A 23,530-nucleotide genomic window follows, 5' to 3' on the forward strand; every position below is an offset into this window, starting at 1 on the left:
CATGACACCCTTTACTACACCCGATTTATTTGACGATCATCGCGATAACGTACAAGTAGCAGACAGCGGCCTTTATCACTTTGGTAAAAAAACCACGTTTTATGGCAAAGTAGCTACCGTTACCTGCCCAGAAGACAACTCTTTTGCTGCCGATATATTGCATGAAAATGGTGAAGGTAAAGTATTAGTTATAAACGGGTTTGCGAGCAAACGCTTTGCGTTTATAGGCGATATTATGGCTGAGCGTGCCTTAAGTAATGGCTGGGAAGGCGTAATAATAAATGGCTGTTGCCGAGATATAGAAATACTTGCCACGATGAACTTACCTGTAATGGCGCTAGGCTCTACACCGCGTAGTACCTTAAAGCGCGGCTTTGGTGATAAAAACCAAGTTATTACCATGCTTAGCACCACCATAGAACCTAACGATTGGGTTTACGCCGATATTAACGGTTTAATCATCAGTAAAACGGTCCTTATTTAGCACTCAAAACCATACAAATAAAGATCAACTTGGTGCAACTTCGCACCAAGTTGGTTTGTTTTAACTCATTTTAGTGTCACTATTTTTATAGCCCACATTTATAAATCTCATACAACCCACCAAAACCTGACCAATTGGACAGGATTTTAATTTATGGCATTCCTCTTGCTTAGTCTAAGCACTATAAAATCAAAACTACCGATTAAAAAGCGGAGCTTTAGCAATTGCATTAAATTAGTGATCTATTATAACGCGAAGAAAATGACGCAGTGAGTGCGCTATTTAATCCAATAGAATGATCATGTTTTTAATAAAATTGGTATTAAAATAATAATAACCAGCCCGCTTTTTAATCACTCTTAACTTAATAAGTAAGTACTTGGTCAGTTTTATAATAATGAGCTGCAAATGAGTGATAAAAAAAACAACAAAGGTATATTTTGCAATCACGGTCCTACCCTGTGGCAAACAAACCACTCTGGAGTGCTTGCAAACAATCGCTTAGCTGTAAAAGATGTATTTGCAGTAAAGGGTGAGCGTAACAGCGCAGGCAACCCACACTGGTTTAAAACAGCTAAACCGGCTCAAAATACGGCAAGCTCGGTTAATAAGCTCATGACCGCTGGTTGTAACTTTATAGGCTTTACCCATACTGACGAACTGGCTTATAGCTTAGAGGGTAATAATATACATTATGGCGCTGCGCAAAATCCTAAATTAAAAGGACATGCTTGCGGTGGTTCGAGTATGGGGTCTGCTGCATCCGTTGCTGCAAACTTAGCTGATATTGGCTTAGGCACCGACACTGGCGGCTCAATTAGAATACCCGCCAGCTATTGTGGTTTATATGGCATAAGACCTAGCCATAATGTAATTGAAAAAGAAGGATTAATTCCTCTCGCCCCGCCTTTCGATACCATAGGTTGGCTTACCCAAAGCGCCGAGCTATTAAGCGATGTAGGTAATGTACTGTTACCAAATCAAGCTATTAATAACGTTGATACCTTAGTTATTTGCGAGCCGTTATTTGAACTCGTTGACCCTACTTTACAAGCCCCACTTAAACAATTGCTTGAAAAAACCAAGCCTAATTTTAATCATCATATCGATTTTAAGCTCTCCAAAAACAGCCTGCTAAGTGAGCTTGCCGATACCTTTAGAATATTACAAGGTCGTGCGATTGCTAAAACGCACCGAGACTGGCTTGAACTCCCAGATCAGCTTTCTCATTTTGCGCCAGCAATTGCGGCTCGTTTTAAAATGGCACTGGCTTTAACCGAGCAAGAAGAACAAGAGGCGTTAAAAATACAGCACGAGTGGCAAGCAATCGTCGCTAAAAACTTAAACGAACACAGCTGCTTATTTTTACCCACCACCCCCACAACCGCACCTAAATTAGGCGCCGACACAAGCGCCTTACGCATGCAAATTATTACGCTTTCGGCAATTGCGGGCCTTAGTGGCTCAGCGCAAGTGCATTTACCGCTGGCTGATTTAACAAATGATCATCCGTATGGTTTTTCATTAATGATGAGCCACGGTAACGATAAAAGCTTACTTGCTTGCGTTAAGCACCTAGCTGCACACTTTAAACAGGACATACCGGCATGACCACACACAACATTGCATTTACCGCGTCTCATTTTTCGGCCACTGAGGCGGGTATAAATATACTAAAACAAGGCGGTACAGCTACCGAGGCTATGGTAGCGGCTGCCGCTGCGATTAGCGTTGTGTATCCACATATGAACTCAATTGGTGGCGACAGCTTTTGGCTTATCGATAACCCAAATCAAAAAACGCCCACAGCTATTGACGCCTGCGGCCGCGCAGCAACTAATACAACGGCGTATAACCCGCTCACGCAAATACCAGAGCGCGGCGGATTAAGCGCACTAACTCAAGCGGGTACAATTCGCGGTTGGCAAAAAGCGCTTGAACTAGATGACCACGCAGCACTACCACTGCCAAAAATTTTAGCACCCGCTATTGAGCTTGCGCGCGAGGGCTTTACCGTAACAAAAAGCTTGCAAGCAGGCTGCGAAAAACTAGCCGCTGCTAACAATACCAATGAGGCGTTTGAAAGCCTCTACATACCCAATGGTAACCCCTTGCAAGCAGGTCAACATTTTAAAAACCCTAAACTTGCAGCAACGTTTGAATACCTAGCAAAACATGGCTTAAACGCATTTTATGAAGGCGCACTTGCCAACTCATTTGCCGCCGACTTAGCAAAAGCAGGCAGCTCAATTACCGCAGGTGACATTGCAAATACAAAAGCTGAGGTAGTTACTGCGCTAAATGCAAACCTCAGTGGTATTAATTGCTACAACTTACCCGCGCCAACACAAGGCGTGCATTCACTACAAATAATTGGTGCCGTAAATAAGTTAAAGCATTTAGCTAAAACCGATGCCGACTGGACGCACTTAATTGTTGAGGCAACTAAACAAAGCTTTACGCATCGCCCTACCCTTTGGGCTGATCCTGAAGTATTAGGGGACGATTATAAAAACGCACTAACCGATGATCGCTTAAGCGAACTTGCTAACAATATTGATATGAGTAAAGCCAAAAAATGGCCATTTAACGCAGAGCCTGGCGATACTGTGTGGATGGCTGCCAGAGATAAAAACGGGCAATTAGTCAGCTTTATTCAAAGTATTTATTGGGAATTTGGCAGCGGAATATTAATGAGCGAAGGCGGCTTTGTGTGGAATAACCGAGGTTTAAGCTTTAGTTTAAACAATGAAGATATTGATGCGAGTAACAATATTAACGCCCTTGCGCCAAATAAAAAGCCGGCTCATACACTTAACCCTGCAATGGCAAAGTTTAGCGATGGTCGTCGACTTGCTTACGGAACAATGGGCGGTGAAGGGCAGCCACAAACCCAAGCCGCTGTTTTTGCAGGCTACGCATGGCGAAATAAATCAATAAAACAAGCAATTAGCGACCCTCGTTGGTTACTTGGACGTACATGGGGCGATACAAGTACAAATTTAAAAATTGAAAAAGGGTTAGTTTTTCATATAGAACATGAATTAAATCAACGTGACCACGATTGGGTAAGCGTTGATAATAATAACGAAATGATGGGGCACGCTGGGGCGATTTTAGATACACCTACAAGCCTTGAAGCTGCAACAGATCCTCGTTCAGATGGACGTGCAACAGTAACTACAGCAGGAACACAATGTCAGAAATAATAAACCAATGGCCAATAGTAGCGGCCTTAATAGCAACCGGTATTTTTGCCGGAATTTTAGCAGGACTTTTTGGTGTAGGCGGCGGTATTGTTATCGTACCTGTGCTGTATTTTTTACTGCAAGGTTTTGGCGTAAGCCCAGAGTCGGCAATGATGATAGCCACCGCTACATCACTTGCAACCATAGTACCTACTTCGCTTTCATCTATTCGCTCGCATCATAGCAAAGGGAATATTGACCTTGCGCTAATAAAATACTGGGCACCGTTTATATTAGTTATGGCGGTAGTCGGTAGCATTATTGCTCATACCGTTCGCGGTAACGCATTAGTGCTCATGTTTGCCTGTATTGCTATTTTAGTCAGTTTAAACATGTTATTTAGAGCCGGCGCACCCGCGCTTGTAAAACAACTACCAGGTAAATTTGGTCAAGGCGTTATGGCAAGTATTGTAGGTGGTTTGTCGGTAATGATTGGCATAGGTGGCGGCACTATTGGCGTACCTATGCTAAACGCATTTAATGTACGCGCCCATGTTGCAGTAGGTACTGCGGCCGTTTTTGGTTTATTGATTGCGCTACCAGGTGTTATTACCTTATTAAGTATTGGCACAACGCCAACCGATGCTCCCCTAGGTACGTGGGGGTTAGTTAACCTCCCTGCCTTTTTTCTTATTATTCCGCTAACTATTTTATTTGCGCCTATTGGCGTAAAAATTGGTAGCAAGCTGGATCAAAAACAACTAAAACGCGCTTTTGCCGTTGTCTTAATGATAACCGGCATTCGCATGCTCATTCAGACTCTGGGAGCCTAAAATATGTTTAATAACACGCAAGTTCAAACCTTAAACCCACCACAGCGTTTATTAATGGGACCAGGTCCAATTAATGCAGATCCTCGTGTTTTACGTGCTATGTCGGCGCAACTTATAGGTCAATACGACCCAGTAATGACCGGTTTTATGAACGAAACCATGGCACGTTACCGCGAAATTTTTAAAACTAAAAACGAATGGACCATGCTAATAGATGGCACATCACGCGCAGGGATTGAAGCCGTATTATGCTCAATTTTACGCCCAGGCGATAAAGTACTAGTGCCAATTATGGGGCGCTTTGGCCACCTACTTGCTGAAATAGCAGAACGCGTTGGCGCAAAAGTGCACACAATAGAAGTACCGTGGGGCGAAGTGTTTACGCCAGAACAAATCGAAAAAGCCATTGTTGATGTAAAACCCCACGTACTTGCTATGGTACAGGGCGATACATCCACCACCATGAACCAACCTCTTGAGCATATTGGCGATATTTGCCAAAAGCACGATGTACTATTTTATTGTGATGCTACCGCATCTATTGTGGGTAACGAACTTCCTGCCGATGAATGGAAACTCGATGCACTTTCTGTTGGTCTGCAAAAGTGTTTAGGCGGTCCTTCTGGGTCAGCGCCATTAACACTAAGCGACAAATGCGCCGAGTGGATCCAAAAACGTAAAAAGGTAGAAGCAGGCATTCGCACTGCCGATCATACCGATGGCACAGAACCCTTTGTGCGCTCTAACTATTTTGATTTAGGTATGATCATGAATTACTGGGGGGAAGAGCGCCTAAATCATCATACCGAAGCCACCAGCATGCTGTACTGCGCCTCAGAATGCGCCCGCATAGTAATTGAAGAAGGCGTAGATAACTGCGTAGCGCGCCACAAATTACATGGCGATGCCATGCTAACAGGCATTCAAGCGCTCGGCTTAAATGTATTTGGCGATTTAACGCATAAAATGAACAACGTACTGGGTGTTTATATACCCGAGGGCATTAATGCCGATCACGTCCGCGGACAAATGCTAACCGATTTTGGAATAGAAATTGGCACCTCGTTTGGGCCACTGCATGGCAAAATTTGGCGTATTGGCACTATGGGCTACAACGCCCGCAAAGATGCTGTATTACAAACACTTGCAAGCTTAGACGCTTGCTTACATGCCAACGGTTACAAAGGCCCTAAGGGCGAAGCCGCCATTGCCGCCCTTGCTCACTATAAATAAAAAAGGATTTAGCATGACGATTGTAAGCCCACAACACAGCCCTTTATTAGATAAAGAACTTGCTGATGAATACGCAACACGCGCTTTATCTCGCTGTAAAACTCTCAGCGCACTATCGCAAATGCAAGGCGGCATTCACCGCGTGTACTTATCAAAAGAGCACAAAGAGTGTAACGCCGTTACTGCATCGTGGATGGTTGAGGCAGGCATGCAATCGTGGCAAGACGAAGTGGGCAACCTTTGGGGGCGGCTTAAATCATCAAACCCACATGCTAAACGTTTAATTATAGGATCGCACCTCGACACCGTACCAAACGCAGGTGCGTTTGATGGTATTTTAGGTGTACTGCTGGGGATAGAAATTGCAGCGCTTACACATAAGTTAAAGCTCGACTTGCCCTTTCATTTAGATGTAGTCGGCTTTTGCGATGAAGAAGGCACCCGCTTTGCCACTACTTTAATTGGCTCAAAAGCACTCGCTAACGAATTTGACCCACAGTGGCTAAACATTGAAGACACAAATGGCATAACTATGCGCCAAGCCATGCTCGACTTTGGCTTAAACCCTAACGACTACGCAAAGGCCGCACTAAACAAAAACGAATTACTAGGTTACTGGGAAACTCATATTGAACAAGGCCCTGTACTCGAATCGGTTAATCAGGCGTTAGGCGTTGTAACGGCTATTGCAGGGGCAAAACGCGCCATGCTTACCCTAACAGGCCAAAGCGGTCATGCAGGCACTACGCCTATGAACTTACGTCAGGATTCGTTAGCAGGCTGCGCCGAATTAGTAACCGAAATTGAAAAACTAGCAAGCAATGCTAAAAATGGCGAAGTTGCCACCGTAGGGCAAATACAATCTAGCCCTGGGGCTACAAACGTGATCGCAGGTAAAACAACCATAAGCCTAGACGCACGCGCACAAAGCGACACCGATCTCGCTAATTTACTAAGCGCCATACAAAGCAGCGCACAGTCTATAGCAAGCAAACGCAATTTAACGCTTGATTGGCAATGGACGCATGCCGCCGGTGCCGTAGCATGCGACACCACTATTCAGCATTTGTTTTCAAGCGCATGTAAACTCAACAACCAAGCATCGCCTTCACTTGCCTCAGGCGCAGGGCACGATGCAATGGCAATCGCTCCAATTTGCCCCGTTGGCATGTTGTTTATACGCAGCCCTGGCGGTATAAGCCATCACCCAGCAGAAGCGGTTATCGACAGCGATGTAACAAAGGCACTCAGTGTAATGTACAGCGCGCTTTTACTTTATGTGAAAGAGTGTGAGTGATTTTAAGGTAATCGAGTAAACCAAGTATATTAACTTGGTATGCTTAGGGGCTTAAACCTCCTCAAAGTCATTTGGAGGTTATTACTGAAGGCAGGTAAATGCAGGAATATTCGTTATTTAAAGTAGCTTTATCGAGCTGCCCTTTGCTCTTTTAGGCTAAGGCGTTTATGTGAGCTATATACATGTTGAATGTTTGTACCATTGACCAAATATGCATCCATTTCAACGGTAATTAAACCCGATAATGGCTTGATTTCTAGAACACCCAACTCACCTAAATTTGCAGATAGTAAAGTATTATTCCTAAAAGCGAACAAAGTTTTGTCAGTATCTCGTAAGTCACCATTCACATATAATTTAGCACCACTAAACCAAGCGTTAATTATTTTAACTTTGATTGACTTAACAGTAAATTCAAAGGATTTTCTCATCAGATCTCCATACCCAGAAAATGTAATTATTATACTTTATGTTTTTATGTGTTTGGCGCACAACCACTTTCGTTTAATACCCGCTTAGTCGATGCTGGGTAATTTTTTAGTGCAGCCAAAGGGCGAATTGGCCGCTGAACCAAATTACCTGAGCAGTTTGGGCACACGTTATTTAACACCGTTTGAGCACAGCCAGAACAAAATGTGCATTCAAATGAACAAATAAAAGCCTCACTGGACTGTGCAGGTAGATTCTTATCACAACATTCACAATTAGGTCTTAAATCTAGCATTTAGAGCTCCCTTTTATCCACCCTATGCTGAGTAAATATCTATTACCTTTTATAACTTTTGATACCTGATGCTCACTTACATCAGGGCGGGATAGCTTAACCCGCTTTGTTTCAAATATCGGATCACTGCAAATAAACTCACCACCCAAATCTGCTTTTTTAAGCACTATATTCAATCGATAGTGTTTACCAGATTCAACTTTGTCTGTGTGTGGTGCTATTTCACTTCCTTGTGGGAATTTAAGCAAATATGTATCAAATTTAATTGGCCACGTAGCACCACAAATCAACATTTTATCGTAGCCTGATTTTTGTCGGCCTCGCTCCCAACAAAATAATTTACTAAAAAAACATACAATCCCTCGAAACAGCTAACAAGCTGCAGGTTAACTCGTTTTTTTATTTTTATTGATAAACAAACCATAGCCGAGTTCATATTTTGGTTCAATCGTTTACTGTATTTTACGTAAAATACAAAAAGTGTTCGGTGTTGTTTAAATTAGTATTTTAGAAGGGAACACTGGTGTTTGAGTGACTTTATTGAGGTACTAAGGGCTTATCTTTCTTAATACATCGCGTTTTGCAGCTTTTCTACATTATGAACAAGGCAATACAGTTGCCGCAGCGTAAAGAAACAGCTAAACAGGACAGCCATTCTAACTTAATGAAAAAACTTAGGCTGGCGTCACTGTTAATTCATCAAAAATTGAACATGTTTTCCAGAGCCGCCTCTAAAGACATGGGCATATGACGTTTATTCATAATTCGGTTGTTAAGCTCTTCTTTAAGTGATTTAACCGTAGTGCAATACTCTAAACGTTTAGCAATTTCATCACATTCATTATTTAGCGCCGCTAAATGGTTTACAAAATTATCTTTAATTTGCGCTTTACTACGACCATTAAACTTACGCCACACAATTGTATATTGGTCATTACTTTCTTTTTGTTGCCGATGCTGTTCATTTAGCTCGATTATTTTATTTTGCAGTAACGGAATTAAGTTTGCTTTGGTTTCTTCGTCAAAATCGACATCGTCGTCAAAATGGCTTATGTAAAGTTGTAATAAAGTAAAACCGTCTTTCTCTTTTCGAGCTTGTACTAACTGTTGCATTAGTTCGTGTTTTTCTGCTTTTTTTGCAAGATCAGATTCTTTATCTGGATGCAACTTAGATGCTAAACGTTTATACATTTTGTTTAGCTGCGAGCCTTTAAATAACTTTTCTAATTTTGAGTTGTTTTTTTGTTGTTTAATTTCATCGCGATCAAATCGCTCGTGTTGGTCAAAAAAGTCATCCCAATCTTCATCTTGTTCATAGTGCATATTATCTGCACTAAACGCTTCATCATCTTTCTCCTCACCAAAACCTTGCTCGTCAAGGTGCTTATAAAGCAATGAAGGATCAGCTGTTATTTCTCTCAGTTCGTCATCTGTTAATTCTAAACCGGGGAAATCTTGCTGTAACATATTACGTAATATGTTTAACTCTGAAGAAGGGATTGTACTAACCGTATCTTGGTTATACTTATTTAGGTAAGATTGAAAAACTTGAGACACTTCCTCAACATTCAACTCGCCAATGAATGGATGTTCTGACAAATAATCTAAATCTTCATTTATCCAATCCACAAGTTCATTACGCTGTTCAATAGTTAAGCTTTTACGTTGGATAAACTTACTAAAATGAATAATTTGTTCTGCAATCATTTGAGCTTGAATTTGCTCATGGTGCTCTACTTGTTCTTGAAATTGAGAAAACAGGATCTGCTTTTTAATATCAAAGTTTGCGTTACGCTTAGTATGTTTTTCAATTCGCTGCCATAAACGCTCTAATTCAGAAGGCGTTTTAGTCGCCGCTTGTTGCTTTACATTTTTTAAAAATGTCATATTAAGTTCCACTAAAATTTGTATCCATTACTTTTTATGCACGTAATTTGTATGCTTGAATTATAAATTTAATTAAAGCATACATAAAGCCAAGCATTAAAAAGAACAAGGATAAAAAGCGCCTGAGTTCATTTAAGAACAATATGCTAAACAGTTACTTTAAGATCTTATTTAATCGTTACCTTTGCATCACTTACCCATGTCTCAGTTATAGCTTCATCATTTTTATCAACTAAATACGCGCGTATGTTCACCGGATTGTTGTTAGCTTGTTTGTAGTCAAACGCTAATCGCCATTGGTTTGTACCAACTACCGGATAAACTCCAATAGGTTCTAGTATTTCACCGTTGCTGGCTTCAACAATCGGCTTTATACCACTTTTGTTATCTAAGCCTTTAAATACTGGACCTTCAAAATCAATCACCATCTTGTTAACGCCTTCAGGAATAGGCTGGCCGGGAATTCCGCCTAAGCCTTGGCGAGTATTTACAACGCTTGCAAGCGTTTTTGATTTTGGATCGAGTGGACGCCATTCAATATCATAAGAAAAGGTAAACTCATCACCTTTGCGCGCCTCTTTTTCGGGCACCCAATAGGCCACAATGTTGTCAAACGTTTCATCTTTTGTTGGAATCTCTATTAACTGAACTGCGCCTTTGCCCCAATCGTCAGTAGGTTTTATCCACGCTGATGAACGCTTATTGTAAAATACGCCGTCGTCCTGGTAGTTATTAAAGTCACGATCTCTTTGGATTAAGCCAAACCCTTTTGGGTTCTCATCAATAAAACTATTGGTCGACACCGACTGAGGATTATTTAATGGGCGCCAAACGTATTGACCCGATCCTGTGTGAATAGCCAGTCCATCACTGTCGTGAATTTCTGGGCGCCAGTCTTTAGCTTCTGTCTTATCTTTTTGTGAGTACCAATACATACTAGTTAGCGGTGCTACACCTAAGCGTTCAACATCGGCGCGCATATACAAATTAGCGCTCACTGAGGTGATATGGCCTTTAGCTTCTTTGTTATCTTTACTTAAACCAAACCGATAAGCCCCAGTGATAGAAGGCCCTTCAAGCAATGCCCAAACAGACACACTTTCACCTTTTTTCTCTGCGGGGCCAATCCAAAATGCAGAAAAGCGCGGAAATTCTTCTGGCTGATTCATACCCGTATTAATTGCAATACCTCGAGCCGACAGTCCATATTGCCCCTCTGGCCCATCAGTACGAAAATAAGACGCGCCTAAAAAAGATATCCAATCTGGTTTCATACCTGGGCGCATTATTCTAAAGCCTGCAAATCCAAACCCTTCTGGGAGATCGTGAGCTGGGCTGTCATCAGGCATATCAAAAACATCATTACTAAAAGGTACATTTTGAACCTGATTCTTATCGTCTCTGATGTAAATACTTACTGGCTCAGGAAAATATCGCCCAGGATAAAATAATTGTACAGGCGCCTTTTTTCCACTTGGGTATAAGGTTTCATCTTCTTTAAAGCGTATTTTCCAATGTTCGTCATACGTAATTTTATCGATTAACTCCGGCGCTGGCACCTTGGTTGCCGTATAGGGCTTTTCGGCTGAGGCTTTTGCCAGCGCTTTTAAGTCTTCGAATGAAAACTCCGTTTGATCTACTGCTTCTGTCGCGTAAGACGACATCGAAGTGCTAAAAATAATTGCGATAAATAACTTTAATTTCATAAAAAGAATGTCCAATAAATTGAGTCAAATAAAAATGGGGACGCTGCACGAGCGTATGTTTAACTTAAAGTTCTGCATGAATATTACGTGACGTAATATGAACTAGCGTTTACTAAAGTATTGTTATTTGACTACAGGACCTCCTATAATTATTTTTTTAGGCTATTGATTTTCAGGGAAATTGCGCGCGTTTAATGATACCGCTGAAGTAAAAATAAGCGGGGATAGCGCAATTTATTGAACGAAGCCCTCAGGAGGTATGGATATATTTAGGTTTTAGTTGCCCACTTTTCTAAGGCAAAGATTTGTAGAGTGGCTGGTTTTTCTAATCGTTATAGGTGCATAGTTGATTTTAGGCTAAAGCGTATTATAAGCAGTAAAAGTGAAGGATAAGCCATATAACCACACTATTAGAACGCTGGTATTTAAATGGATAACGATTGCATTTAAGTGTTGAAAAACAAAGAGGCTCACCACTTTTAAAATTTGCAATTAATAGCTAATTTTACTAGCCGTCCACCTCAGGGCGTGTTGTTACGTGTTTGATACGCTCTTTCAGTAACCGACCCTTTGCAACTGATTCATTTTTTAAAAAGTTAACCATAAAATGATAATCAGGGTGTGTTTTTAAACTACGACTAACAAAATACACGTTAGTTGTATTAATAGAGAATGTTTCTCTAATACCCGCTCCTGGATTTTTGCCTGCTAACAGGCTTAGTTTTAGACCAGGAATGTTAAACACTATATGTTGATAGCCACCATGATTTTTAATAGTTGGAAAGCCCATTGATGGTGTATCTACTATTTGATTATCAACATATACAGCTAGATAAGTATTTGCAGGAAGTTCAGTATTTCCTAATAGGTAATCTGAAAAAGCAATCATGCTTTCTTCACGAATTGAATTCTTTGTATCAGGAATACCGAACCCACTCCAATCTGTTGCAGACAACCTCCAGGCAATGCTTACAGCAAAGTACATGAAATTAAACGCTATTTCGTCGCTTGGTGGAAAATACCATACTTCATCTTTTACATGAGACAACGTTTTAAACTTTTTTATCTTTGTAGCTAGTTTAAAACCGTTAGGACGAGCCATAAAAGATATTACTTTATCTTCCCCATTTTTGGAGAATTTCAATTCACAACGCTCACAAAGTAAATACTTTTTAGCTTGCTTGTCAGTATAGGCTGCTGATTTATTAGAACCATTAATCACAACAATGTTTTGTCCGTGTTCAGGGAAACCTTTACTAATTGATCGGTAAACAGCTTTAGGCATAAAGTGACTATCTTTAAGCTTCGCTGATTTCGTACACAATGCACAGATTCCGTTCACCAAACCTCCTAAACGTATAACAACTTATTGAACAACACTTTGAGAGTTATAACCCCCCAAAATGGCGCATATTACTTTTTTCAATAATTTCACTAACTAACTTTAATGTAAACAAGTGATTAGGCATGTTATAAAAAGGCCTTTGTTATTTTGCACCAAAACGACTTTTGATAATGTTATTGGACAAAATTAAAATAGCTGCTTATATAAACAGTTGGTTCTGTCAGTTAGCTTTATTTATGTAGCTACCTTTTACGATCATAATTAACAAACGCACAAAAACCAAACGCCATATACGGGCATATAAAGGCTTACTTATTACAGAATTAGCATTTTTATGCGCTTTAATAGCTGGCGTTTAGCCTTATTCGGTGGAAAAACTCGAGTAAAGAACAAAAGAAAGTAATAGGAAAATTTTGGCTTTATGTATTTAGCGCGTAATTAGCTAAAGCATTGATGAGATAAGCGAGCCTTAACATATTAATGATACAGGCTCGCTGAGGTGCTTATGATAAAAACGAATGAGTGAGGTGTTTACTTTACATCAAAGTTCACGTGGTCAAAGTATGGATTTTTCTCATGCGCTTTAAGTATACTAATTGTAGTGAGCACAATGAGTTGCAACTCGCTATTTACGCTAACAACTATGCATTCGTCTCTATTAGCATTGCGCTTTGTGTCAGTTGCTATCCCGCATACACCATCGCCATTTTTTAATATAAGCTCAATGCTTAAATGGTGCATACAGGCAATTTCGATGTAGTCGTATTGGTTGCAACTGATCATGATGTCCTCTTTATTTAGCCGGTTTAAAAACCATTAAAAAAGCAATAACAACAAGGTTGGCTATATACCAAAGATCTTTAATTACAAACTGCCCTAAGCGCTCCAATAAAGCGGAAGAACTAAATGCACCGGTGGCGGTAATTAAGAATGTTTGGGTCATCATAAATACGCTTAAACACGCTAAGCCACTTACAATAATTAGCTTTTTATTATTTAAAAATAGCCCTAAGCCCAATAACACAGCAAATAATACATCAAACCCGCCAATCACGTTAGACGCGCCTTGTACGCTAAATACCGTGTATAACCACGACATAAACGGTGAGGTTTCTACTAAACTTACAATGCCTTTTGCTTCAAACTCATAAAACTTCATGCCGCCAATCCACAATAAAACCATAGCAACCGGTATAAAGTTTAAAAGTACGTGTTGTTTGTCGGTAAGTTTGTCTTTATAAAATAAAAACAAATACAAAGGCACTACAGCAAAGTATTTAATTATGCCCTGCCCACTACCAATGATTGGAAAGCCGCCAAGTTGAGCCATCCAACGGTTACTGGCAAACAAGGTAAGTAATGCTACTAAACTTATAATTACTGCAAGTAAAAGTGCTGGCGTAGGTTTCATTAGCTTAAGGTGAGCGAGCACGGTGGCAAACGCTAAAGCAACCATAAATGAGCCACTAATCAAACCTAATGCAGATACAGACATTAGCGAATCAACGCCATAAAAACTAAACGTAGCCGTTAACGTATTAGGGTTTGCTCCTAACGCAAACGATAAGCCAAGTAACAAAAAGCTACTCGCTAATAAAAAAGTAATCACGTTGTTGGTTAATTTTAAGTTCATTGTATTTCCAAGTATTCGTTAAGACTTACAAAGACCTTGCTAGTCGATAAAACAATTCAAGCTAACTCTTAAAAATATAAGAGTTGATTAAGCACAACGTAAGCTCTCATAGGGTAATGTAATCAATCACTTTAGTTTATGGTTTATTACCTCTTTATTAATAAAATTAAATAAGTCTAATATTCATATGATATGCGTCATTTTTTTTATTATAAAATGAAGTAAAATAACGTCGCCTTTTCAATACACAGAATGCATGCATTTCTAAAACTTAGGGACATTTTTAATGAAGGGTACTGATATTCGAGTTACCTCTGGACTGATTTCTATAGCCATTGTTTTACTACTTTGGTTTGCTGTACCGCCCCCGCAAGGTGTTACCGAAAACGCATGGCATTTGTTAGCTTTATTTATTGGTACTGTTGTTGCCATTATTGGTAAAGCAATGCCAATCGGCGCCATTGCTATTTTAGCTATTACCTCTGTTGCGTTAACTGGCGTAACTAATGACAGCCCATCTGGCGCTATTAAAGATGCATTAAGTGGCTTTTCTAATTCATTAATTTGGTTGATTGGTATTGCTATTATTATTTCTCGGGGTTTAGCTAAAACTGGTTTGGGAAATCGTATTGGCTATAATTTTATTTCTCTTTTTGGTAAAAAAACAGTTGGTATTGGTTACGCACTCGCACTTTCTGAACTTGTTATAGCGCCTGTAACGCCAAGTAATACCGCGCGAGGCGGCGCTATTATTCACCCAATAATGAAGTCGATAGCAACAAGTTTTGGCTCGTCCCCTGAGGAAGGCACCTCTCGTAAAATTGGGCACTACCTTGCTTTAGTGAGCTACCATATAAACCCTATTACATCAGCTATGTTTATTACGGCAACTGCGCCAAACCCGCTAATTGTAAAGCTTATTGCTGATGCTACCGGTGCAAATATTAGTATTACATGGGGTACGTGGGCGCTCGCAGCGCTTGTTCCTGGTTTGCTATGTATTGCCCTCGTGCCTTTGGTTGTTTATGCCATTTACCCACCTGAAGTTAAAAGTACGCCCGACGCTAAAACCTACGCAGAATCTAAATTAACTGAAATGGGCCCAATGAGTTACGGCGAAAAAATAATGGTGGGTGTTTTTGCTATGCTGCTTGTTTTATGGGCCGGCGTACCTGCAATGATTTTAGGGGCTGACTACGCGGTTAATACCACAGCAGTGGCTTTTTTAGGTTTGTCGGTTTTATTAGTGACTGGTGTATTAAGCTGGGACGATGTACTTAAAGAAAAGTCTGCGTGGGATACCGTTGTTTGGTTTTCAGCATTAGTAATGATGGCCACTTTTTTAAATAAACTAGGTTTGGTAACGTGGTTTTCAACACTTGTTGAGAGCAACATTGCGCAACTGGGCTTTGACTGGATTGTATCGGCCATTATATTGGTAGCTGTGTATTTTTATGCTCATTACTTTTTTGCCAGTACCACAGCACATATTACTGCTATGTTTGCCGCATTTTACGCCGCAGGTTTGGCGCTTGGCGCTCCGCCTTTATTTTTAGGTTTACTGTTAGCTGGCGCTTCATCACTCATGATGTCGTTAACGCATTACGCAACAGGCACATCACCCATAGTGTTTGGCTCAGGCTATGTATCATTAAAAGACTGGTGGGTAATGGGCCTTATAATGAGCGTTATTAATTTAAGTGTATGGGGAATTATTGGCGGGCTTTGGTGGAAAGCACTTGGGTATTGGTAGTATTGCCTTTGTTAGCTTGGCTTGCACATTTATTGCTGCGTACTTGAGTTTAGTACAAACTCAAGTACTTCAGCTCTAAAAATATAAACATTAGCGCTGTTATAAGGGAGTATCATTATTTTTAAATTCATAAAGGCATATATTCAGACCGAGACTACTTATTAAGCCTCAGAAAACTAACTATGATTGAACACTTAGAAAATGCCGGGTTATTTTTAACTGATCAACAGCATGTTTTAAGGCTTGATGATCAATATGACTGCTCCCATCTTATAGTTATAAATGAGGTACCAATTGGTACTTTAAAATACCAAACGCACGCTCAACACGTTGAAATAATGCAATTACAAATACATCCATTGCACCAAAATAAAGGGTATGGGAAAGCGGTTATTGAACAAGTTATTACAAATGCGCAGTCAAAACCCATTAAACTCACAGTGCTTAAAAACAACCCAGCATTAGGACTTTACAAGCGGCTGGGTTTTACTATAACGGGTGAGATAATTACGAGTACCACATGCAAACGCGGGCTATTCGTAGCTAAAATTAGTCGCTTTGATCTCTGAAGTCTTTTTTTCTGAAAATAGTTAAATGCCAACCCCAATGCAAAGAGCCTAATCTTAAAAAGATAGTCGTGAAAAATGAGCCTAAAATACACCAAATGTAATCTACATTAAGGCTAAATAAAGCAGCATAAACTGCACCACCCGCTAAACACGCAGAGGCGTAAGGTTCGCTGCGCATAACAGTTGGCACCTCACGGCAAATTACGTCGCGTATTAAACCACCGAATATACCTGTAGTAATGCCCATGGTAATTGCGACCACCATGCCAGAGCCATTAATGAGTGCTTTTTCTATCCCCATAATATTAAATAACGCCATACCTACAGCGTCTACCAATAAAAAGTAGTAATTATTAACGCGCGGTAAATATCGAATAAATGCAATTGTTGCTATAACGGCCCCATAGGTTGAATATAAATACTCTGGGGTAGCAATCCAAAATACCGGTTTGTTTAAAAGTATATCTCTGAGGGTACCGCCCCCTAGTGCTGTAACGGTTGCAACCACTACGACGCCAAAGCCACTAATGTTTTTTTCATACCCAAGCAATGCCCCTGCAACAGCAAAAAATGCAACACCGAGTAACCCTAGTACCATAAAGTATTCAGCAGTCATCGTAATTCCTTTTTAAAATTTATAAGAAGTTGTTTCAACTTACGTGCCAAAAAACATCCCTTAAAAGTTGAATTAACTTTAAAAAATACATTTAAAAACAACGCTGTAATTTACAGTGAATGCAGTTTGAGGTTAGGTTTTATGAAAGGTAATATTTGAGAAGGTAATTATTTTAAAAGTAGGTATTTTTTACACGTTGTTTATAAGTAGCCCCTAAAATTAAATTAGCCCTATTTTTCCACTCAAAATAAGCGAGATAGCCTACAAAAATTGACTCAAAGATTAATAGGCTAATACCTATCCAACTTACAGAATTACATAAAAAAATAACGCTGACACCTACCCTAATTTTTCATTGTTGATTGGTATTATACGGCCATAAAAAAACATGTCCCCTTGGTCAGGTTTAACCACACCATAAAGCATTTTCATTAATGTGCTTTTACCAGCCCTATTTCCCCCTTTAGATTTAAATAGTAAAAGCATTCGCTTCACCGTGCCTTATTTTTAAAGCGACTCCGTTATTACCTATACCTCGATAATTTAACCCAATCGCCCTTAACTGACCAAACGGTCAACAATGGCATGGTAACTGCAATAAGCTAATTAAAGATTAAAAAGTATTTTTGTTACCCGTGCGCAAACAACAAGAAAAAACATACGCCAAGCCTTTATGTATCAGGGCTTTATAAAAATTAAGGGGGTCTGTGTGATTCAATTTTTATTAAATAACACGCCAATTGAAGTACAAGAATGCTCGCCAAGTCTCACCATTTTGGACTGGCTTCGCACCAAAAAAGGGAAAGTGGGCACCAAAGAAGGGTGTGCAACTGGCGACTGTGGCGCGTGCACAATTTTAGTGGGTGAAGAGCGTATAAATGCAAACGGGCAAGCTAGTTGGCAATACAAAACAATGAACAGCTGTTTATTGTTATTAGGTAATGCGCATGCAAAACATATAGTAACGGTAGAGGCTGTGACTACTGGTTTATACCCAAACTTAACCGATTTACACCCCGTACAACGTGCACTCGTTGAGTGCCATGGTTCGCAATGTGGTTTTTGCACGCCCGGTATAATAATGAGTTTGTTGGCTCTTTATATTAATGAACCAACGTACCCTGGTAAAAAAGCGGTTATTCATGCACTTGGCGGTAACTTATGCCGTTGTACAGGTTATAGCCCAATATTACTTGCAGCCGAAAAAGCCTATAGCTATGAGCGTAAAGCTGAACCTTACTCAGCAATGGCCGCTCAATTTAAAGCATCACTTAATACGCAATATGATGGCGATATTCCATTTTTAAAAAATGGTCCTCGCAAATTTTACTTACCACAAACGGCCCAGCAACTTGTTGAGCTAAAAGCGCTTTATCTTTATGCACATTTAGTTGCTGGTGGCACCGACTTTGCCATTGAGCTTAGCCAAAACATGCTCTTACCGGATGTAATTATCTCCCTTAGCCAAGTAAAGGATCTTTGCACCTTGGCAGATAATAACGGTGAGTTACACATAGGTGCAGCGCTACCTTATAGCCAATTTGTTGAGGCATTTTATAACCATTACCCAGAGTCAAAAGAGCTATTTGAACGCTTAGGATCAAGCCAAGTACGTAACAGCGGCACACTAGGTGGCAGCATAGGGAATGCCTCTCCGATTGGCGATCCCGCTCCACTTTTAATCGCTCTTAATGCATCAATGGATTTATTAAGCAGCGCTGGTTCGCGCACTATTAAAGTTGCCGACTACTTTATTGATTACAAAAAAACAGTTCTTAAAAGCGATGAAGTAATTAGTAAGTTCACCATCCCAAAGCGCCCAGAGTCGCTAAAACTGGCCTGTCATAAAATATCAAAACGCTTTGAAGACGATATATCTACCGTGTGTTTGGTGCTTGCTATAGAGCATTCACAAAACATGATTACTCAAGCCCGCTGCGCTATGGGCGGTATGGCTGCTATTCCTAAACGCGCACATCATATTGAGCAAAAGCTGATATCTCAATCATTACAAGTAAGTAGTTTTATAGACGCAGCAACGGCTATTAACGATGACTTTACGCCCATGAGCGATGTAAGAAGCAGTGCGCATTACCGCACTACGGTAAGCAAAAACTTATTACAACGCATTGGTATTGAGTTTTGTGAGCCGCAAGCACGCAACAATAACAACATTGCCATTACGAGGATCTCACATGCGTCACTTTGAAATGGATAAACTAAAAGCGCAAGGTGGTAGCGTTGGGCAATCTAAATATCACGAAAGCGCTATTAAACAAGTTTGTGGCAGTGCAAATTTTGCCGACGATAACCCTGAGCCTTACGGCTGCCTGCATGCCTACCCAGTGCTCGCCCCTGTTACAAGTGGCTTTATTAAATCAATTGATACAAGTCTCGCACTGGCAGTCGAAGGCGTTATACGTATTTTATCGGCCGAAGATGTACCCGGTAAGCTTGATATTGGCCCGGTATTTCCAGGTGACGTATTACTCACTAGCCATGAAATTCAATATCACGGACAACCTGTATTAGTAGTGGTTGCCGACACCTATGAAATAGCGCGTCGCGCGGCACGTTTAGTGGTTATAGAGTGCGAGCAAACCACACCCATACTCGATATTAAAGAAGCTATTAGCAAAGAGCATTGGGTAAGGCCGCCCCATTCACTTAACCGTGGTAACAGCGAAAACGCCATTAATAACGCAGCCCACCAGCTTAAAGGCGAAATAAACATAGGCGGGCAAGAACACTTTTACCTTGAGGGGCAAATAGCGCTGGCGCAACCTGATAACGACGGGGGCATCCATGTTCAGTGTTCTACGCAACACCCTACTGAGGTTCAACACTTAGTTGCTAAAATTTTAAAAAAGCCATTTAGCTTTGTAAACGTAGAAACCCGCCGTATGGGCGGTGCTTTTGGCGGCAAAGAAACCCAAGGCGCACCATGGGCATGCCTTGCAGCCCTTGCGGTTTACCACCTTGGTTGCGCAGTAAAAATGCGCCTAGCCCGTAGCGACGATTTTAAATTAACCGGTAAGCGCCACCCTTTTTATAATCAATACCATGTTGGTTTTGACGAAAATGGTTTAATAGAAGGTGCCGACATTACCGTAAATGGGTTTTGTGGCTACTCGCCAGATTTATCTGATGCAATTGTAGACCGTGCCATGTTTCATGCCGATAACGCCTACTACTACCCAGCCGCCACAATCAAGGGTAATCGCTGTAAAGTAAATACCGTAAGCCATACCGCATTTAGAGGATTTGGTGGCCCGCAAGGAATGATTATGGGCGAGCTAATAATGGACGATATAGCCGCCAAATTAGGTAAAGATCCGCTTGAGATCCGAAAACTTAATTTATACAAGAAAGGCCGCGACACCACGCCGTATCATCAAACCGTAGAGCAACATATTTTAAAAGATATGATAAGCCAGCTTGAGGAGTCGGGTGACTACTGGGCACGTAAAGAGGCTATTAAAGCATTTAACGTATCGTCACCTGTTATCAAAAAAGGCCTTGCGATGACGCCGGTTAAATACGGTATTTCGTTTACGGTACAACACTTGAATCAAGCTGGTGCATTAATGCATGTATACAGCGATGGCTCAATACATTTAAACCATGGCGGCACCGAAATGGGCCAGGGGCTAAACACCAAAATTGCGCAAATTGTAGCCCATGGCTTTGGGGTCGATTTTAACGCGGTAAGTATTAGTGCTACGCGTACCGACAAGGTACCAAACACTTCACCAACAGCGGCCTCAAGCGGTACCGACTTAAACGGTATGGCGGCGCTAAATGCAGTAAACACAATAAAAGAGCGCTTAATTGATTTTATTACCGAGCACTTTGAAGTAGACAGCAACACTGTTGTATTTAAAGATAACCTCATTACTTTTAGTAAAGGGGAAATTAGCTTTAGCGAACTTGCAAATCTTGCTTACATGAATCGTATATCGCTTTCATCTACCGGTTATTACGCCACACCAAAAATTCATTACGATAGAGCCAAAGGCGAAGGCCGTCCGTTTTTTTACTACGCTCACGGCGTAGCACTCAGCGAAGTAGAAGTAGATACCCTAACTGGCGAAAACACGGTAACTCGCGTTGATATACTGCACGATGTAGGCAGTTCAATTAATCCAGCTCTTGATATAGGCCAAATTGAAGGCGCCTTTGTGCAGGGTATGGGCTGGCTAACAACCGAAGACTTACAATGGAATGATAAAGGCCAGCTTGCAAGCTTTGGCCCAGCCAACTACAAAATACCAGCCATTGGCGATACACCTGCCGAATTTAACGTCAATCTTTATAACTCAGCAAATCCAGAAACCACCGTGTTTAGATCAAAAGCCGTAGGCGAGCCGCCATTTATGCTGGCCTTTAGTGTATGGAGCGCGATTCGTAATGCCATAAGCAGTGTGGCTGATTACAAATACACCGCCCCATTGGATACACCCGCAACCCCAGAGCGAGTATTGAGTGCAATTGAGCAAACCGCTAGTTGGTTTAAGGAGCATCAACATGACTAATTTAAATGAGTCGTTTCAGGGTTTTCATACTCAAAACTGGGCGCAGGCTATAAACGAGCACGAACAAAGCGGCACTAATTATGTAATTGCCACGGTACTTGGCACAAATGGCTCAACCCCTCGCGGCACAGGCTCAAAAATGGTAATAGGCGGCGAGCATATTTACGACACCCTTGGCGGTGGCCACCTTGAATACGTAGTAATAGAAAAAGCTCGCGAACTACTTGCCAAAGGCGAAGCCGCCCAAGTAATAGAGCAATTTAACCTAGGTGCAAATTTAGGCCAGTGCTGCGGCGGGGCTGCCACCGTTATGCTTGAATGCATGCAATGCGAGCGCTTTACTTTAGATATTTACGGCGCAGGCCACGTAGCACAAGCGCTTATTGGTATATTGGCACAACTGCCTATTCGCATACGCTGGATAGATAGCCGCGCAGATGTATTCCCACAGGCTATGCCAACTAATGTAGTAAAAGTGGTTGATGAAGAGCCAACAGAACAAGTAAAGCGTGCGCCTAAAGCTAATAACTACTTAATACTTACCCATAACCACCAGCTCGACTTTGCACTCACCCAAGCCATTATTAAACGCGCTGATGCCAATTGGCTGGGCGTTATTGGCTCTGACACTAAAGCAAAACGTTTTAAACAACGCCTAGCACATCGCGATTTTACAGCCGATCAAATACAGCAAATGACCTGCCCTGTTGGGCTAAAAAATATTACGGGCAAATTACCAATGGAAGTGGCTATTTCGATTAGTGGACAGCTAATTGCCCTTTATCAGGCTATGCAAACCCAAGCGCCAAAACGCCAAGGCTTGCAGTGGCGCACACTAAAAAATGCCTTAATTAGCACCACGCAGGAGGAAGTAGGCGCATGAGTAGCTTACAAATAAATACGCTAAATGATGCACAAGCAAAACAAGCACTTGAGCATTGCTGCGCGGCCCCTAACTGGGTGGCAGCCATGGTAAAAGCAATGCCATTTAAAAGTGCTCAGCAGCTGTTTGAATGCGCAAAAAGCATATGGGATAGCCTTGACGAGAGCGACTATTTAGCTGCCTTTGAAGGCCACCCGCAAATAGGTGACTTATCAACCCTTAGCAAAAAATACGCTGCTACCGCACAAAAAGCGGGGCATGAGCAATCGGGTATGAGCAAAGCAAACGAAGCCGTACTTACCAAAATGATCGTTCTTAATAAAGAGTACCTGAGCAAGTTTGGCTTTATTTTTATTGTGTGCGCCACCGGTAAAACGGCCGAACAAATGCTCAAACTCATAGAGCAGCGCATACACAACACCCGCAGCACAGAGCTTGCTATAGCCGCGGGCGAACAAGCCAAAATAACAAAAATAAGATTGGAGTCATTGCTATGAATAAAAGTATGAACAAAAGCCCTATAACCACCCATATACTCGATACCAGCACCGGAGAACCAGCAGCAAACGTTGCTGTTAAGCTATTTAAACTTACAAATAACGGATGGGTGCAACTAACCCAAGGCACAACCGATAGCGACGGGCGTATTACCGACTGGCTAAATACAGAAGTAGAATTTGCAACCTATAAGCTAGTCTTTGATTTAGATAGTTATTACCAAAACCAACCTACCCCTGCGTTTTACCCAGAGGCACAAATAACGTTTAGATTACAAGATACTAAACATCATCATATCCCATTGTTGCTTAGCCCGTTTGGCTACTCTACATACAGAGGTAGCTAA

Annotated in this window: 23 protein-coding genes; 13 read left to right on the forward strand and 10 right to left on the reverse strand. The window is 41.2% G+C overall.

Features of this window, described 5'->3' with window-relative positions:
• Position 1: 1 nt before the first annotated feature.
• From I6F42_RS11360 to I6F42_RS11385, 6 genes are all read left to right on the forward strand, one after another.
• A complete protein-coding gene (locus I6F42_RS11360; protein ID WP_197152191.1) occupies positions 2-484 on the forward strand; it encodes a putative 4-hydroxy-4-methyl-2-oxoglutarate aldolase in 483 nt (160 codons plus the stop codon).
• A 408-nt stretch (positions 485-892) separates the two neighbouring features.
• Positions 893-2,095: an amidase family protein gene (locus I6F42_RS11365; RefSeq protein WP_197152192.1), complete on the forward strand. Its 1,203-nt coding sequence runs from the start codon at positions 893-895 to the stop codon at positions 2,093-2,095.
• Entirely contained in the window at positions 2,092-3,693 is a 1,602-nt protein-coding gene (locus I6F42_RS11370) for a gamma-glutamyltransferase family protein (protein ID WP_197152193.1), read from the forward strand. Before I6F42_RS11365 ends, I6F42_RS11370 begins: the two co-directional genes overlap by 4 nt.
• Positions 3,681-4,505, forward strand: coding sequence for a sulfite exporter TauE/SafE family protein (locus tag I6F42_RS11375; protein ID WP_024593246.1), 825 nt, complete (start codon positions 3,681-3,683; stop codon positions 4,503-4,505). The genes I6F42_RS11370 and I6F42_RS11375 overlap by 13 nt, the downstream gene beginning before the upstream one ends.
• Positions 4,506-4,508: 3 nt before the next feature.
• Positions 4,509-5,738: an alanine--glyoxylate aminotransferase family protein gene (locus I6F42_RS11380; RefSeq protein ID WP_004334657.1), complete on the forward strand. Its 1,230-nt coding sequence runs from the start codon at positions 4,509-4,511 to the stop codon at positions 5,736-5,738.
• Positions 5,739-5,751: 13 nt separating this feature from the next.
• A complete protein-coding gene (locus I6F42_RS11385) occupies positions 5,752-7,035 on the forward strand; it encodes an allantoate amidohydrolase (RefSeq protein WP_197152195.1) in 1,284 nt (427 codons plus the stop codon).
• Positions 7,036-7,163: 128 nt separating this feature from the next.
• Here I6F42_RS11385 and I6F42_RS11390 read toward each other — a convergent pair whose 3' ends face one another.
• The 8 genes from I6F42_RS11390 to I6F42_RS11420 form a co-directional block, all read right to left on the reverse strand.
• On the reverse strand, positions 7,164-7,466 hold the full coding sequence (locus I6F42_RS11390; RefSeq protein WP_096794347.1) for a hypothetical protein: 303 nt from the start codon (positions 7,464-7,466) through the stop codon (positions 7,164-7,166).
• 44 nt (positions 7,467-7,510) lie between these two features.
• Complete coding sequence (locus I6F42_RS11395; RefSeq protein WP_197152196.1) at positions 7,511-7,759, reverse strand: DUF1272 domain-containing protein; 249 nt, start codon at positions 7,757-7,759, stop codon at positions 7,511-7,513.
• Positions 7,753-8,052: a 2OG-Fe(II) oxygenase gene (locus I6F42_RS20185; protein WP_231616346.1), complete on the reverse strand. Its 300-nt coding sequence runs from the start codon at positions 8,050-8,052 to the stop codon at positions 7,753-7,755. Before I6F42_RS20185 ends, I6F42_RS11395 begins: the two co-directional genes overlap by 7 nt.
• Before the next feature lie 406 nt (positions 8,053-8,458).
• Positions 8,459-9,646, reverse strand: a complete 1,188-nt coding sequence (locus I6F42_RS11400; RefSeq protein ID WP_010553585.1) for a hypothetical protein — start codon at positions 9,644-9,646, stop codon at positions 8,459-8,461.
• A 167-nt stretch (positions 9,647-9,813) separates the two neighbouring features.
• Positions 9,814-11,352 (reverse strand): glucan biosynthesis protein, encoded by a 1,539-nt coding sequence (locus I6F42_RS11405; RefSeq protein ID WP_197152197.1) that lies wholly within the window; start codon positions 11,350-11,352, stop codon positions 9,814-9,816.
• Between the two features lie 508 nt (positions 11,353-11,860).
• The gene (locus tag I6F42_RS11410) at positions 11,861-12,694 is read right to left on the reverse strand and encodes a hypothetical protein (RefSeq protein WP_024604526.1); all 834 of its coding nucleotides are present in this window, start codon (positions 12,692-12,694) and stop codon (positions 11,861-11,863) included.
• Between the two features lie 534 nt (positions 12,695-13,228).
• On the reverse strand, positions 13,229-13,480 hold the full coding sequence (locus I6F42_RS11415; RefSeq protein ID WP_197152198.1) for a Rho-binding antiterminator: 252 nt from the start codon (positions 13,478-13,480) through the stop codon (positions 13,229-13,231).
• A 10-nt stretch (positions 13,481-13,490) separates the two neighbouring features.
• Complete coding sequence (locus I6F42_RS11420; RefSeq protein ID WP_197152199.1) at positions 13,491-14,330, reverse strand: DUF417 family protein; 840 nt, start codon at positions 14,328-14,330, stop codon at positions 13,491-13,493.
• A 286-nt stretch (positions 14,331-14,616) separates the two neighbouring features.
• Between I6F42_RS11420 and I6F42_RS11425 the strand changes: the two genes are divergently transcribed.
• Together I6F42_RS11425 and I6F42_RS11430 are read left to right on the forward strand one after the other, a co-directional pair.
• Positions 14,617-16,083 (forward strand): DASS family sodium-coupled anion symporter, encoded by a 1,467-nt coding sequence (locus I6F42_RS11425; protein ID WP_197100845.1) that lies wholly within the window; start codon positions 14,617-14,619, stop codon positions 16,081-16,083.
• Between the two features lie 182 nt (positions 16,084-16,265).
• Positions 16,266-16,652 carry an N-acetyltransferase gene (locus tag I6F42_RS11430; RefSeq protein ID WP_231616347.1) on the forward strand — a complete coding sequence of 129 codons (387 nt, stop codon included), beginning with the start codon at positions 16,266-16,268 and terminating at the stop codon, positions 16,650-16,652.
• Here the strand turns inward: I6F42_RS11430 and I6F42_RS11435 are convergent.
• Complete coding sequence (locus I6F42_RS11435; protein WP_004334621.1) at positions 16,633-17,268, reverse strand: trimeric intracellular cation channel family protein; 636 nt, start codon at positions 17,266-17,268, stop codon at positions 16,633-16,635. The two genes, I6F42_RS11430 and I6F42_RS11435, sit on opposite strands and share 20 nt — an antisense overlap.
• A gap of 339 nt (positions 17,269-17,607) precedes the next feature.
• Complete coding sequence (locus tag I6F42_RS20415; protein ID WP_374939248.1) at positions 17,608-17,754, reverse strand: ATP-binding cassette domain-containing protein; 147 nt, start codon at positions 17,752-17,754, stop codon at positions 17,608-17,610.
• A gap of 223 nt (positions 17,755-17,977) precedes the next feature.
• Here I6F42_RS20415 and xdhA point away from each other — a divergent pair, with 223 nt between their 5' ends.
• Genes xdhA through uraH form a run of 5 tightly spaced genes read left to right on the forward strand, consistent with a single transcriptional unit; the run spans position 17,978 to position 23,530 of the window.
• Entirely contained in the window at positions 17,978-19,477 is a 1,500-nt protein-coding gene (xdhA, locus tag I6F42_RS11440) for a xanthine dehydrogenase small subunit (RefSeq protein ID WP_197152201.1), read from the forward strand.
• On the forward strand, positions 19,464-21,803 hold the full coding sequence (gene xdhB, locus I6F42_RS11445; protein WP_197152203.1) for a xanthine dehydrogenase molybdopterin binding subunit: 2,340 nt from the start codon (positions 19,464-19,466) through the stop codon (positions 21,801-21,803). The genes xdhA and xdhB overlap by 14 nt, the downstream gene beginning before the upstream one ends.
• Entirely contained in the window at positions 21,796-22,686 is an 891-nt protein-coding gene (gene xdhC / locus I6F42_RS11450) for a xanthine dehydrogenase accessory protein XdhC (protein WP_197117248.1), read from the forward strand. Before xdhB ends, xdhC begins: the two co-directional genes overlap by 8 nt.
• Entirely contained in the window at positions 22,683-23,183 is a 501-nt protein-coding gene (uraD, locus tag I6F42_RS11455; protein ID WP_197152204.1) for a 2-oxo-4-hydroxy-4-carboxy-5-ureidoimidazoline decarboxylase, read from the forward strand. Before xdhC ends, uraD begins: the two co-directional genes overlap by 4 nt.
• Positions 23,180-23,530, forward strand: a complete 351-nt coding sequence (gene uraH / locus I6F42_RS11460) for a hydroxyisourate hydrolase (protein ID WP_231616349.1) — start codon at positions 23,180-23,182, stop codon at positions 23,528-23,530. Before uraD ends, uraH begins: the two co-directional genes overlap by 4 nt.

This window comes from Pseudoalteromonas sp. SWYJZ12, from assembly GCF_015864395.1.
Lineage (GTDB): Bacteria > Pseudomonadota > Gammaproteobacteria > Enterobacterales > Alteromonadaceae > Pseudoalteromonas > Pseudoalteromonas arctica.